Origin of the sequence: Rhizobium sp. NZLR11, assembly GCF_019685115.1 — a bacterium.
Classification (GTDB): Bacteria; Pseudomonadota; Alphaproteobacteria; order Rhizobiales; family Rhizobiaceae; genus Rhizobium.
The window spans coordinates 42,656-56,709 of record NZ_JABDWD010000024.1 but is presented as its reverse complement, the minus strand read 5'-3'; the positions used below and the strand labels follow the sequence as shown (position 1 = coordinate 56,709).

General features: G+C 63.4%; 10 protein-coding genes and 1 pseudogene. 9 read left to right on the top strand and 2 right to left on the bottom strand.

Annotated features, from left to right (window positions below; translation table 11 throughout):
• Window positions 1-25 precede the first annotated feature (25 nt).
• From HJB83_RS29230 to HJB83_RS29190, 9 genes and pseudogenes are all read left to right on the top strand, one after another.
• Window positions 26-732, top strand: a pseudogene (locus tag HJB83_RS29230) (DNA-3-methyladenine glycosylase I).
• 54 nt (window positions 733-786) lie between these two features.
• Window positions 787-1,488 carry an SDR family NAD(P)-dependent oxidoreductase gene (locus tag HJB83_RS29225; RefSeq protein ID WP_221133088.1) on the top strand — a complete coding sequence of 234 codons (702 nt, stop codon included), beginning with the start codon at window positions 787-789 and terminating at the stop codon, window positions 1,486-1,488.
• 187 nt (window positions 1,489-1,675) lie between these two features.
• A complete protein-coding gene (locus tag HJB83_RS29220) occupies window positions 1,676-2,041 on the top strand; it encodes a VOC family protein (protein ID WP_207582842.1) in 366 nt (121 codons plus the stop codon).
• A gap of 330 nt (window positions 2,042-2,371) precedes the next feature.
• On the top strand, window positions 2,372-6,181 hold the full coding sequence (locus HJB83_RS29215) for a peptidoglycan-binding protein (RefSeq protein ID WP_221133089.1): 3,810 nt from the start codon (window positions 2,372-2,374) through the stop codon (window positions 6,179-6,181).
• Between the two features lie 335 nt (window positions 6,182-6,516).
• Entirely contained in the window at window positions 6,517-7,440 is a 924-nt protein-coding gene (locus HJB83_RS29210; protein WP_221116127.1) for a sulfite exporter TauE/SafE family protein, read from the top strand.
• Complete coding sequence (locus HJB83_RS29205) at window positions 7,440-8,240, top strand: TIGR02186 family protein (RefSeq protein WP_221133090.1); 801 nt, start codon at window positions 7,440-7,442, stop codon at window positions 8,238-8,240. The genes HJB83_RS29210 and HJB83_RS29205 overlap by 1 nt, the downstream gene beginning before the upstream one ends.
• A 194-nt stretch (window positions 8,241-8,434) precedes the next feature.
• Window positions 8,435-8,992, top strand: a complete 558-nt coding sequence (locus tag HJB83_RS29200) for a dihydrofolate reductase family protein (protein WP_221133091.1) — start codon at window positions 8,435-8,437, stop codon at window positions 8,990-8,992.
• Window positions 8,993-9,099: 107 nt separating this feature from the next.
• Window positions 9,100-10,086 (top strand): alpha/beta fold hydrolase, encoded by a 987-nt coding sequence (locus tag HJB83_RS29195; RefSeq protein WP_221133092.1) that lies wholly within the window; start codon window positions 9,100-9,102, stop codon window positions 10,084-10,086.
• A 28-nt stretch (window positions 10,087-10,114) separates the two neighbouring features.
• Window positions 10,115-10,696: a transglycosylase SLT domain-containing protein gene (locus HJB83_RS29190; RefSeq protein WP_164006436.1), complete on the top strand. Its 582-nt coding sequence runs from the start codon at window positions 10,115-10,117 to the stop codon at window positions 10,694-10,696.
• Between the two features lie 44 nt (window positions 10,697-10,740).
• Here the strand turns inward: HJB83_RS29190 and pdeM are convergent, their stop codons facing one another.
• Both pdeM and HJB83_RS29180 read right to left on the bottom strand, forming a co-directional pair.
• On the bottom strand, window positions 10,741-11,469 hold the full coding sequence (gene pdeM / locus HJB83_RS29185; protein WP_221133093.1) for a ligase-associated DNA damage response endonuclease PdeM: 729 nt from the start codon (window positions 11,467-11,469) through the stop codon (window positions 10,741-10,743).
• A gap of 22 nt (window positions 11,470-11,491) precedes the next feature.
• Entirely contained in the window at window positions 11,492-14,017 is a 2,526-nt protein-coding gene (locus tag HJB83_RS29180; protein WP_221133094.1) for a ligase-associated DNA damage response DEXH box helicase, read from the bottom strand.
• Between the last annotated feature and the right edge of the window lie 37 nt (window positions 14,018-14,054).

Here is a 14,054-nt window from a genome sequence, read left to right as displayed (position 1 = left end):
GGAATGCCAGGGGAGGATGGTCGGGATGATCAGTTTCGAGGCGATAAGGCAGCGTGCGGAGCAGCGGAAGGGCGGAGCCGCCGCTTTGCAGGCCTTGCTGGAGAAGCATAGGCCGGATCACAACCGGCTGCGCACCATGCCCGACGACCGCATCCTCGCAGACATGACCCGGCGCATCTTCTACAGCGGCTTCGTCCAGAAGGTGATCGATGCGAAGTGGCCGGGTTTCGAGGCGGCGTTTTCCGGCTTCGAGGCGGCTATGCTGAATATCGCGCCCGACGATTATTGGCATGACCTGACTTCGGACGAACGGATCATCCGCAACGGTGCGAAGATCATGTCGGTTCGCGCCAATGCCGCCTTCATCCGCGAACTGGCACGGGAACACGGCAGTGCCGGCGTCTTCTTGGCCGACTGGCCGCGGGAGAACCAGATCGGCCTTCTCGACCTGTTGGGGAAACGCGGCAGCCGGCTCGGCGGCATGACCGGGCAATATTTCCTGCGGGGCATCGGCCGTGACAGCTTCGTCAGCACGATCGACGTGCTCGCCTGCCTGAGATCGGCCGGTGTGCCGCTCTCCTCCTCCGGCATGGCGAAGAAGGACCAGCCGCTGATCCAGCAGGCCTTCAACGACGGGCGGAGGAGACTGGCCTTTCCTTCATCCTCCTGTCGCGCATCAGCGCCTATTCGATCGATGCGGCGCACACGCACGGAAATTCGCACGGGCAGTAGCGCAGGCCGCTCGGAGTTCCTACGTCTTCCGGACGATTCATCGAGGAGGATATCATGACCGACTTTCCCTATGAGAGCGCCCTCATCGTCGGCGCGGGCTCCGGCATCAGTGCGTCGCTTGCACGGCAATTGTCGGCGCTCGGCGTCAAGGTCGGGCTTGCCGCCCGCAATGTCGAAAAGCTCCAGCTGCTCATCGAGCAGACCGGCGCCAGCGCCTTTACCGCCGACATCTCGCAGCCGCAAAGCGTTGCAGCGCTGTTCGAAGAGGCTGCCGGCGCGATCGGCGGACCTGACGTGGTGATCTTCAACGCCGGCGCCCGCCTGCGCGGACCGCTGGCCGAACTCGATCCCGCCGATGTCGAAAAGGCGATCGCGACCACCGCTTTCGGCGGTTTTCTGGTGGCGCAGCAGGCGGCGCAGCGGATGATACCGCGCGGCCGCGGCGCCATCCTGTTCACCGGCGCTTCGGCGAGCGTCAAGGGTTATGCGCAATCGGCCCCCTTCGCGATGGGCAAGTTTGCGCTGCGCGGCCTTGCCCAGAGTGCGGCTCGTGAACTTGGGCCGATGGGCATCCACGTCGCGCATTTCGTCATCGACGGCGCGGTGCGCTCGCAGATGCGGCCGGACCGGGCGGAGAAGCCGGATGGCACGCTTTCGCCGGAGGCGATCGCCCAGACCTATATCGACGTGCTTCGCCAGCACCGCAGCGCATGGTCGCTGGAGGTCGAAGTCCGGCCCTGGACGGAGAATTTCTGAGCTGCCATCGGCGGAGAAGGCAGCTATCGCGGCGACGATGGACAGACTATGTTTCGTCGCCGGAGCTGACCAGGATGATTTTAGGCCGGATGGCCTAAAATCATCCTGGTCCAGATTCAATGGTTAGAGCATGATGCCGTCCGAAAACCGCTCACACTTTTCGGCATCATGCTCTCGGAGGACACCGATGCAGCGCCTGGACCATGTCACGATCGATACCCGCGATGCCTCTCGTATGATCGGCTTCCTCAACGCCGTGCTCGGCGTCGAGGAAGGCTATAGGCCACCCTTCGACTCGCCCGGCCACTGGCTCTATCTGGACGAACGCCCGGTCATCCATCTCAGCCTGACGTCACGCAGCACCGATTTTCCGCCCGGCATCTTCAATCATGTCGCCTTCAGCCTCTACGAATTCGGCGCGGCGCTGGAGCGCATCAAGGCGAGCGGCTATCGCTATGAATATTACGATATTCCCGACACCGATCTCGGCCAGATCTTCGTCTATGGCCCCGAAGGCGTGAAGATTGAGCTGCAATATAAGCGGCCGACCTAAGCGCCCCACCGCCATTCGATGTGACGAATTCAGGGGCAATTGCCGCCTAAAACGGCGTTTGGAACACAAACGTTAAAAAATTCTCATCGACATTAACGGCTTGTTTACCACGTTTCGTGAAAGGTGCGGATTGAGCAGTAGCAATCCGCATTCCTTTTCCCAGTGTCGCGTTTCCCAGGGATGCCGCTACATCGTCCAGCTTGAGGAAAGCCTAATTGACTAACCTCTTATGAATGATGTGCTCCGGTCGGCGTGAAGACGCTGGCCACAGACGGAAAAGCCAATGATCGAGCTCTGACGAGGGGTCGAGCAGTCGAAGCGAGCAAGAAGATGAACGGATCGCGATCAAATCCTTCCCGACAGTCCGACAGGACCTCGCTCGATGCGCTGAACCGCACGATCGAAGGGCTGGAGGCACGCATCGAAGGGCTGATAGGCAGCGGGCGCGAACAGCGGCCGCGCACGGCAACAGCCGAGCGCGAACCCTACCCGGCCTCCAATGCTCCGCGCCCCGCAAGGGCGCCGCTCGAGCCGCGGCCGGATCCGCTCGCCGAAATCCGCCAGCGCCAGCGCGCGCTTGAAGCGGGCCGCGAGCGACCCTACACACGCGAGCCGGCCCCGCAGTTGCGCGAACCAGCCCCACAGTTGCGCGAACCCGCGTCGCGCGTCGCCACACCACAACCGGCACCCGCCCTCCGTGCGGGCGACGACACGATGACCGAGATCGCCCAGGCGCTCGTCAATCTCAGGCATGATCTGAAGCGCGATATTTCCGAGGGCGTCACCCGCGAGATGAACGCGCTGCGCGCCGAGCTGCGCGAGATCAAGGCGAATGCCGGCGATGGCGGTTTCGCCGATGATATGCGCGCCGATATGGGCCGCCTTGCCCAGAGCATTACTCAGTTGACCGGCCGCTCGAGCGGTCCGGAGGCGACCGGCCTGCGCGAGGACTTCGAGGAGCTGCGCTCGCTGATGGACGGGCTGGCGCGCGAGGATTCGCTGCGCCATATGGAAAACCGCTGGGACGGCTTCGAGAGCCGGCTTGCGGCGCTCGATACCGAGGGGCTGCAGGAAGAGCTGGTTTCGCTCGCCTATAGGCTCGACGACATCAAGCGCCATATCGGCGGCATGGGCGAAAGCCCGGCGGTCCGGGCACTTGAGGACAAGCTCATCGCCATCGCCACGGCGATGGAGCAGTTCGGCAACATGATCCAGCCGCACGACCGGGTCATGTCGGAGCAGTTCGCCGCCATGGACACGCGGCTTGACGAGATCAGCCGGGCGATCGCGGCAAGCGGGCGCGCGGCTGCCACCAACGATCCGGCGCTGATGCAGCGGCTGGAAGGCCGGCTTTCGGCGCTGGCCGATCAGATCGATCTGATGAGCCATGATGCGGCCAACCGCGCAACGCCGGCCGACGAGCTGGCGATGCGGCTCGAAGCGCTGACATCTCGCGTCGAGGAGTTGACGAAGGCGGAAGCGACGTCACGGCTCGACGAACGGCTGGAGCATCTTTCCTATCTCCTGGAGCGCACGCAAACGACGGCGCAGCCCGACCTCACCGGCACGCTTTCCGACATTTCCCGCAAGATCGACGCGCTTGAGAACGGCGCGGTCAACGACGTGCTGGCGCAGCGGCTCGACGGTCTCGCCCGGCGCATCGACGAGATGGCCTACCAGCAACCGGCACCGGCCGCCGCGGTTGACGACGGCGCCTTCCGGCGTCTCGAAGGGCGGCTGAGCGACATCGCCGCCCGGCTGGAAGAGAGCACATCGGCAGCGCCGACCGATCCACATGCGCTGAAGAACCTCGAAGACCAGATCGCCAATCTTTCGGCACTGATGAACACGCCACGCGAAAGCGCCGCGATCCCAGCCGAATTCGACCGGCGGATGGGCGCGATCGAAGACTATATGGCGACGAGCGACGAATATATCATCGAGGCGGCGCGCCAGGCGGCAGAAGCCGTCGTCGACGCCTATTCGCGCCATGGCGGCCCGCAGGGCGCCGTGGCTGCTGCCGATATGTCGGCGCTGACGGCGCTGGCCGAGGATCTGCGTCACCTCGAGGAAATCAGCCGCGACAGCGAGGAGCGCACGCACAAGACTTTCAAGGCGCTGCACGAGACGCTGGTGCATATCGCCGACCGCCTCGACGGCATGGAAGAGCGCGGCGGGCGGGTGAGTGCCCAGATGCCGGTGGCCGAGGTCGATTTCGATGTCGATCCCTACGCGCTGATGGTGGCCGAGGCCGAGATGGACAGGACGCCGGCCGCTGTCCTCACAGCGAAGGCCTCTCCTGTTATCCGCACGGCCGAGGTTGCAGCCGAACCTGCCGCCCCGGTGCAAGCCAATGCCATGAGCGGAACGAGCGCGATCGCCATCGAAGCCGCGACCAGGACGACTGAGAACGTGACGCCAATACGGGCACAGGCACCGGCAAAGGCCAGCCTGCTTGCCAGCCTCGGCAAGCGGCTGCTGCCCGGCAGGAAAGCCGAGAGCCGGGCAACCGAACGCCCGATGATCGACCCCGCGCCATCGATCGATCCGACCGACGTGGTGCCGACGGATGCGGCAAACGAACTGCTCGAACCGGGCTCGGGCGCGCCCGACGTGAAGAAGATCCTTGAACGGGTCCGCGCCAGCCAGAGTGCCGCACGCGGCAAACCTGCCGCCGAAACCGATCGCGCCGATTATATAGCCGCCGCGCGTCGTGCAGCGCAGGCAGCCGCGATGGAAGTGGACGCCAATCCGAAACAGGCAGCCGTCAAGGCCGAGAAGAAGGGCGCAAGCGTCGACAAGGCCGGCAAGACTTCTGACAAGACGGGCAAGACCAGCGCCTTTTCGCGCTACCGGCGGCCGATCCTGCTGGCCGTCGGGGCCGTGCTGCTGGCGATCATGGCCTTTCCGCTTGCCCGGACGCTGACGAGCGGCGAGAGCGCCCCGCAGGCGGCAGCCGAAGTCTCGGCGCTGACCGGCGCGACGGAAAATCCGCAGCTAGCCTTGCCTGAAGCAACACCCGCCCAGCCGGACACCGGCACGGCAGAAACGGCCGCCCCAACAGCGCAGACGACGTCCCCCGCCGCCGAACAGGCTGAGCCGGAAGCAACCCCGCCGGTTGTCGGCGATCATCTGACCGATGCCGCGCCGCTCGACGGCGAAGGGGCCGCGACATTTGCCCCTGCCGCCCCATCCGGCGCAGCGCAGGAGACATCGGGCTTTGTTGCGAACATGTCGGCGGCCGCATCCGCACCGCAGGCCGCCATCACGATTCCCGATGCCATCCAGCCGAAATCGCTTGCCGATGCGGCGCGAACCGGCGATGTGTTGGCGCTGTTTGAGATCGGCGCGCGTTATTCGGACGGCCGCAACGGCATCACCGTCGATCAGAAGCAGGCGGCAGGCTGGTACCAGCTTTCGGCCGACAAGGGCTTTGCACCGGCGCAGTACCGGCTCGGCAGCATGTACGAGAAGGGCAATGGCGTCGAACGCGACATCGCGAAGGCGAAGAGCTTCTACGAGCAGGCGGCAAACCAGGGCAATGCCAGCGCCATGCATAATCTCGCCGTGCTCTACGCTTCCGGCGCGCTCGGCCAGCAGGACTATGCCACGGCCGCCTCATGGTTCACCAAGGCCGCCAACCTCGGCATCACCGACAGCCAGTTCAACCTGGCGATCCTTTGCGCGAGGGGCAACGGGGTTCCGGCGGATATCGAAGAATCCTACAAATGGTTTTCGATCGCCGCCAAGGCCGGCGACAAGGACGCGGCGCAGAAACGCGACGAAGTGGCCAAAGCCATGAAGCCGGACCAGCTCGAGCGGGCCCGCACTAAGGCCGATCTCTGGAAGCCGGAGCCGGTCGACCACCGCACCAACGCTATCGACATTCCCGACGAATGGGCCGGCACTGGCCTCAAGACGGCGACGGTCGACATGAAGAAGGCGATCCGCAATATCCAGGCGATCCTCAACAATAGCGGTTTCGACGCCGGCTCACCGGATGGCGAAATGGGCGCAAAGACAGTGACCGCGATCAAAAACTTCCAGAAGTCGGTCGGCCAGGAGCCGGACGGCAAAGTGACCGACGCAACCGTCAAGGCGCTGCTCGAACGCAACAAGCAGGGCAGCAAGGCCATCTAGAACCTTTCCGCTCTTTTCGGGTGCGGAAATGGCCGATGTCTCGTTTGCGCCAGCCCGGGCGCAAACCGCACGGCCCTTTTGCTGTAATTGCCCTACAAAAGGCTTGGCGGCCTCAGACATTTTTCGTTTTTTCCGCCGCCTGTCACGCAATCTGAAAAAAGCCGGATTATGCGGGACAGATCGATCGTCGCACCTGCCGAATCGTCCGCTTTCGATCTCCGTCGCCACAGGGGCCGATCGAAAGCCTCTGGCAACGATTTCACAGTATGGTGCGCATTCGAACGGGGTCGTGACAGAAACCGCCCGGCAGGGGCGGTCATCATTCGGGGTCGGCTGTGACAATCTATCTGCCCATCGCAGAATTGTCGGTGAACATCTTCATCATTCTCGGCATGGGGGCGGCCGTCGGATTTCTGTCTGGAATGTTCGGCGTCGGTGGCGGCTTTCTGATCACGCCGCTGCTGATCTTCTACAATATCCCCCCGATCGTCGCGGTCGCAACCGGCGCCAACCAGGTGGTGGCGTCGTCGATCTCGGGTGCGATCACGCATTTCCGGCGCGGCACGCTCGACGTCAAGCTCGGCACGGTGCTTTTGGTCGGCGGCCTCTCGGGGGCGACGGTCGGCATCTGGATCTTCTCGCTGCTGCGCGCCATCGGCCAGCTCGATCTGATCATTTCGCTGATGTATGTCATCTTCCTCGGCACGGTCGGCGGGCTGATGCTGCTCGAAAGCATCAATGCCATGCGGCGGGCGGCGCGCAACGAGCCGCCGGCACCACGCAAGCCCGGCCACCAGCACTGGGTGCACAGACTGCCGCTGAAGGTGCGTTTCAAGAAATCGAAGGTCTTTCTCAGCGTCATTCCGATCGTTGCGCTCGGCTTTGCGATCGGCATCCTCACCTCGATCATGGGTGTCGGCGGCGGCTTCATCATGGTGCCGGCAATGATCTATCTGTTGCGCATCCCGACCAATGTCGTTGTCGGCACCTCGTTGTTCCAGATCATTTTCGTGACCGCCTATACGACGATCGTGCAGGCGGCGACGAACTTTTCCGTCGATATCGTGCTCGCCTTCATCCTGATGGTCGCAGGTGTCATCGGCGCGCAATACGGCGTGCGCGTCGGCCAGAAGCTGCGCGGCGAGCAGCTGCGCGCCCTGCTCGGCCTGCTGGTACTCGCCGTCGGCGTGCGTCTGGCGATCGCGCTGGTGGTGACGCCGGCCGACATCTATTCGGTGGTGATGGGAGCGGGCAACTGATGCGCCTGCTTGCCGCCGCCATCGCGCTTCTTTGTCTGCTGCCGGCGGCTGCCGGAGCGCAATGGCTGCCTGGGCAGGCAACCGAAGCGGTGCGTGAAGGGCTGGAAATCGGCACGTCGACCAGCGAAATCGCCATCACCTCGGATTTCCACGGCGCCGACCTGACGATCTTCGGGGCGCTCTCGAACACCGACCAGCTGCTGCTCGCCATCGGCCAATATGACGTGGTCGTGGTGCTGGAAGGCCCGCGCCAGGATGCGACGGTGCGCAAGAAGGAGCGCGTCTTCGGCATCTGGGTCAATACACGCTCGATGACCTTCGAGGCGGTGCCGCACTCCTACTCGATGTCGAGTTCGCGGATGATCGACGACCTGACGACGCCGCTCGAGCTGACCGATCAGGGGATCGGCATCGATCACATTCCGCTGACGCCGGTCGGCTTTGTCGGCGATGGCAGCAATCTCGGCGAATTCCGCGATGCCTTCCGGCGGCTGCAGCAGGGCGGCGGGTTCTACGACCGCAACCCGAGCGGCGTGCGCTTCGTTTCCTCTAACCTCTTCAAGGCGAGCCTGCGCCTGCCGGCAAACATTCCGAACGGCGTCCACACGGTGCGCGCCTATCTCTTCAAGAGCGGCAATCTTATCACCCAGGAATCGCTGCCGCTGCGCGTCATCAAAACCGGCATCGAGCAGACGATCACCGACGCCGCGCATGGTCAGCCGATCCTCTATGGCTTCGCGTCCGTGGCTCTTGCCGTCATCACCGGCTGGGGCGCCAGCCTGATCTTCCGCAGGGACTGATCTGCGATAAGACGCGGCATTCACGCGAATTTCTTCCTTGCAACGGCGGGCGGTCAAGCGGCCGCGTCGCGCCGATGCGGTCATTCTCACCGCTGAAAACCGCTTGCATTTTGCTATCAGTTGCATTAGGTTTCAACCAGTTGTGATATGCAATCTGTTTTGATCGTGGCTGGCAAACCCGGAAGGAGGATGGAATGAGAAAGCTTGTCGTCTGGAACCTGATGACCCTCGACGGTTATTTCGAAGGCACGAAGCCGTGGGATATCGACTTCCACAATCTCGCCTGGGGACCCGAGCTGCAGCGCTTGGCCGAGCAATTCGGTGAAGAAGGCGATCTGCTGGTCTTTGGCCGCAAGACCTATGAGGGCATGGCCTCCTACTGGCCGACCGCCGAAAGCGAAGACAAGATCAAGGCCTATATGAACGGCATCGCCAAGATCGCCGTGTCGCGGACGATGACCGAGCCCGGCTGGAACAATGCCCGCGTCGTCAGCGATCCGATCCCCGAATTGACGAGGCTGAAACAAGAGGACGGCAAGACGATCTTCATCTTCGGCAGTGCCGAGCTTGCCGACAGCCTGCTGAAAGCCGGCCTCATCGATGAAGTCAGGATTTGCGTCGTGCCCGTCATTCTCGGCGGCGGCAACCCGCTTTTCAAGCCTGCAGGGGAGCAGGTCGCGCTAAAGCTCATCCAATCCTCAACGACGGAAAGTGGCGCAGTGATCTTGCGCTACCAGCCCGTCAAAGCGTAGCGGGTTAGACTATCTGATGACGACGGCGGTCCAATCTATGGCCGCATTCGGCTTTTCCTCCTCAAATCCCGCCTCTATCATCGTCGCCGAACAGAGGGCGACGGAGCATGGCAAAAGGCGCAGACCCACCGTTTGCGGAAGAACAAGATAAACGGCCGGCGGGGGGTGCACCGGTGGAGATCCGATGCAGCGACGGCGTGATGCTCGGCGGCCATCTCTGGACCTCGGGCGAAGCGAAGGCTCGCGCCAGCGTCATTATCAATCCGGCGACTGGCGTGCTTGGGCGTTATTATCATCGTTACGGCCACTTTCTCGCCGCTCACGGTTTCGACGTCCTGACCTATGACTACCGTGGCATCGGGCTTTCGCGGCCGGTGCGGCTCCGCGGCTGCGATTATCGCTGGCGGGAGTGGGGCGAACAGGATTTCGACGCGGCGCTGTGCTTCATGGACGGACGGGCAGACCAGCCGCTCTATGTCGTCGGCCACAGCATCGGCGGTTTTCTGCCGGGCCTCTCGGAACATGCCGGCCGGATCGACCGCATGCTGACGATGGGCGCCCAATATGCCTATTGGCGCGATTATGCGCCGGCGCGCCGGATGCGGCTGCTGATCAAATGGCACATCGTCATGCCTATGCTGACGGCGCTCTTCGGCTATTTTCCCGGCAAACGGCTCGGCTGGCTCGAGGATCTGCCGGCGGGCGTCGCCCATGAATGGAGCTTTCGCCGGGCGCGCATGGAGATGAGCCACCCGGCCGCGGAGCGGGACGAGGTGCTCAAACGTTTTGCCGCGGTGACCGCACCTATTCTTGCCGTCGCCATGTCGGACGACGAACTCGGGACCGTGCCGGCGATCCGTCGCACGCTTGCCTATTACCGCAACGCCAAGATCGACGAAGTGCTGCTGCAGCCCGCCGATCTCGGCTTCGAGGCGATCGGCCATTTCGGCCTGTTCCATGCACGCCATTCCGAGGGCTTCTGGCGCGATAGCGTCCTCTGGCTGCGCGACGGCATCCATCCCTGGCCCGCGCAGGCAGCTATCCAGGGAAGTTCGTATTCGACTAAAAACCGGTCCTTAACATTTACGAGTTAGTAATCTCTCGGAAACGAGAGGTTTTGTCATGCGTACTCGTATCGTTCTGACCGCCGTGGGTCTCGCACTGCTTGCCGGCTGCGCGACGGCACCGAAGCAGACGAGGAACATCTGTGCCGTCTTCGATGAGCGCGACGGGCTCTTCTCCAGCTGGCAGCGTGCAGCCGAGCGGACGGAGAAGAAATACGGCGTGCCGGTGCCGATCCTGATGGCGACGATGTATACCGAATCCGGCTTCCAGCCCTATGCGCGGCCGCCGCGCACCAAGCTGTTCGGCTTCATTCCCTGGACCCGGCCCTCAACCGCCTATGGTTATTCGCAGGCGCTCGACGGAACATGGGATCACTATCAGTCGCAGACCGGGAACTGGACAGCGCGGCGGGCAAACTTCGCCGACGCCATCGATTTCATCGGCTGGTATCACGCCCAGAACAGCGCGGAGACCGGCATTCCGCTGAACGACGCTTATAATCTCTATCTCGCCTATTATTCCGGCCCGACAGGATACAAACGCGGCGACTGGCGCTCGAACGGACAATTGCAGCAGACGGCGCAGAAATTTGCGCGGATGGCCGGGACGTATCAGCAGCAATTGCAGGAGTGTGATTGATTTCAGGGTGTGCCGTGTAAGTCCCGTATCCGAGACAGCAATCGCTACCCCCGCAAATTCCCGTATCTGACCGAATAGATCCGATCCCGGCCCAGCAGATGCGCCATCAGCGAAGATGTGTCGAACAGGCCCTTCATCGCCTGATGGGCGAGATCCAGGCCGCCGCTCATGACGCCGAAGGCCGGCATCAGGAGGCGGGCGCCATCGGTGGCGAAACACGGACGGCGGACGGATTTTTCGCGGCGGCGCACGGTCGCGGAGGGGTGCAGGTGGCCGGCGATTTCGCCGCTCTGCAAACCGCTCCGCGGCTCGTGGCGAAAGGTCAGTCCTGCATAATGCATCTCGTCGACCGAGGCGCCGGGCAGATCGACGACGCCGTCGGGATCGTGATTGCCATTGACCCAGATCCATTCGCGGCCGCGGGCCATGGCGACGATCAGCGCCCGGAAATTCTCCGGCAGATGCGCAGAACCGATGCGGTCGTGGAAATTGTCGCCGAGCGAGACGACGAGCTTCGGATCATAACGAGAAATGACGGCGGCAAGCACGGTCAGCGTCGCCAACGTATCATAAGGCGGCAGCATCATGCCGCGGCGGGCGAAGGCCGCGCCTTTTTCCAGATGCAGGTCGGAGACGACGAGCAGGCCGGCATCCGGCAGATAAAGCGCGCCGAGCGGGTCGCAGACGGCGGCAATGCCATGGACCGATGTCTCGATCCCCGGCATCGCGGTCTGTCCCGATATGTCGCGCGCAAGCGCCAGGCGGTTGATCACGGTCAATATTCCCAAACAAGTCTCAAGCGAGCGCCTCGGCGATCAGATCGTCGGCCGCTTCGGCGAGCAGCGCATCATGCGCCTCGCCTGGCACCGCTTCACGGCCGATTTCCAGCATCACCGGCACGGCGAGCGGGGAAATATGGTCGAGAGCGCGGTGGGTGATGTGGCCCCTGATTCGCCTCAGCATATCGCCAAGACGGCCAATATCCAAAAGTCCCGTCGCCGCATCCTGCCGCGTCGCCTGCAGCAGGATGTGATCCGGCTCGTGGCTGCGCAGCACGTCGTAGATCAGATCGGCCGAGACGGTGATCTGGCGGCCGCTCTTTTCCTTGCCAGGATGACGGCGCTCGATCAAGCCTGCAATCACGGCGCAATTGCGGAAGGTGCGCTTCAACAGGAAGGATTCGTCGAGCCAGGCTTCGAGATCGTCGCCAAGCATATCCTCGTCGAAGAGGTCGGAGAGGCTGAGCCTGCCATTGCCGATCATCAGCCCCATATCCTCGAGCCCCCAGACGGCCAGCGAATAATCGGTGGCGACGAAGCCGAGCGGCTTGGCGCCGGCCCGCTCCAGCCGGCGGGTGAGCAGCATGCCGAGCGTCTGGTGGGCGAGACGGCCTTCAAAGGGATAGGCGACCATATAGCCGCGGCTGCCGCGCGGGAAGGTTTCGATCAGGAACTCGTCGCGCTTCGGCAGCATCGACTTGTCTTTCTGCAGCGACAGCCAGTCGCGCACTTGATCCGGCAGTTGGCGCCAGCGGTGGGGGTCGGCGATCATCGCGCGCACCTGCTCGGCGAGATAGGTCGACAGCGGGAACTTGCCGCCATTGTAGGAGGGGATCTTCGGATCGAGCGAAAAGGCCTGCGATGCCAGGCATTCGTTTTCGCGGATGCCCTCGAAGCGCAGCACCTTGCCGGAGAAGACGAAAGTATCGCCCGGCGACAATTGCTCGAGGAAATATTCCTCGACCTTTCCAAGCGTGGCGCCGCCGCGGCCGATCCTGCCGCCCTCGCCGCGCTTGACCATGCGGATGTTCAGCATCGGGCTTTCGACGATGGTGCCGAGATTGAGGCGGTATTGCTGGGCGACGGCGGGATTGGAGACGCGCCAGCGGCCCTCCTTGGTCTTGCGGATGCGGGCATAACGCTCGTAGGTGCGGAGCGCATAACCGCCGGTCGCGACGAAATCGACGATGCGCTCGAAGGTTTCCCAGGTCAGATCGGCATAGGGCGAAGCGCTGATGATTTCATCGTAGAGTTCCAGCATGTCGAAAGGTTCGGCGCAGGCCATGCCGAGCACGTGCTGGGCGAGCACGTCGAGCGCGCCGCGGCCGACCGGCGGGGTGTCCTGGGCACCGATATAATTGGCGTCGAGGGCCGCCTGACACTCCATCACCTCGAAGCGGTTGGCCGGCACGAGGATCGCCTTCGACGGCTCGTCCATGCGGTGATTGGCGCGGCCGATGCGCTGGGCAAGCCGCGAGGCGCCCTTCGGCGCGCCGACATGGATGACGAGATCAACGTCGCCCCAGTCGATGCCGAGATCGAGGGTGGAGGTGGCAACGACGGCGCGCAGCCGGTTTTCGGCCATCGCCGCCTCGACCTTGCGGCGCTGGGCGACATCGAGCGAGCCGTGATGGAGGGCGATCGGCAGATTGTCGTCATTGATCGTCCAGAGCGCCTGGAACAGCATTTCCGCCTGGCTGCGGGTGTTGACGAACAGCAGTGTCGTTTTGTGTTCGACAAGCTTGTTGTAGACGTCGGGAATGGCATAGCGAGCGGAATGGCCGGCCCAGGGAATGCGCTCTTCGGTCGACAGGATCGAGATATCCGGTTTGGCGCCACCCTCGACGACGACGAGACCGGCATGATGCTCACTGCCCTCCTGCCCGCTGCCCTCCTGTTGGGCGACCAGCCATTTCTGCAGATCCATCGGCTCGGCGACGGTCGCCGACAGGCCGATGGTCTGGAGGCCGGGGGCAAGGCGGCGCAGGCGGGCAAGGCCGAGCGACAGCATATGGCCGCGTTTGGAGGTGACGAGCGAATGCAACTCGTCGAGCACGACATATTTCAGGTCCTTGAAGAAGCGCTCGGCCTCGCGATTGGCGAGAAGCAGCGCGACCTGTTCCGGTGTCGTCAGAAGAATATCCGGCGGGTTGAGCTTCTGACGCTGGCGCTTGGCGTTCGGCGTGTCGCCGGTGCGGTTTTCGACGGTAACCGGCAGGCCCATCTCCTCGACCGGTTTCATCAGGTTGCGCTCGATATCGATGGCAAGCGCCTTCAGCGGCGAGACATAGAGCGTATGGATGCCGGTGAAGACGGAGCCTGGCGGAATCCGGCCGCGGCGGGTGAGATCGGTAAGCGACGGCAGAAAACCGGCGAGCGTCTTGCCGGCGCCGGTGGGCGCAATCAGCAGCGTGCTTTCACCGGCCTCGGCGCGGGCGAGCAATTCCAGCTGATGGGCGCGCGGCCGCCAGCCCTTTTCCGCAAACCAGCGGGTAAAGGCGGCAGGCAACAAAGCGCGGGCTTCGGCATCGATCTGGTCCACGCCCTGAAACTAGTGAAATCCTAAGGAAAAAGAAGAG

What these genes read in the sequence shown, in the direction of transcription:
- HJB83_RS29225 (WP_221133088.1), top strand. Translation starts at nt 787, where the DNA reads ATGACCGACTTTCCCTATGAGAGCGCCCTCATCGTCGGCGCGGGCTCC.
- HJB83_RS29205 (WP_221133090.1), top strand. Translation starts at nt 7,440, where the DNA reads ATGCGCCTGCTTGCCGCCGCCATCGCGCTTCTTTGTCTGCTGCCGGCG.
- HJB83_RS29195 (WP_221133092.1), top strand. Translation starts at nt 9,100, where the DNA reads ATGGCAAAAGGCGCAGACCCACCGTTTGCGGAAGAACAAGATAAACGG.
- HJB83_RS29190 (WP_164006436.1), top strand. Translation starts at nt 10,115, where the DNA reads ATGCGTACTCGTATCGTTCTGACCGCCGTGGGTCTCGCACTGCTTGCC.
- HJB83_RS29220 (WP_207582842.1), top strand. Translation starts at nt 1,676, where the DNA reads ATGCAGCGCCTGGACCATGTCACGATCGATACCCGCGATGCCTCTCGT.
- HJB83_RS29200 (WP_221133091.1), top strand. Translation starts at nt 8,435, where the DNA reads ATGAGAAAGCTTGTCGTCTGGAACCTGATGACCCTCGACGGTTATTTC.
- HJB83_RS29215 (WP_221133089.1), top strand. Translation starts at nt 2,372, where the DNA reads ATGAACGGATCGCGATCAAATCCTTCCCGACAGTCCGACAGGACCTCG.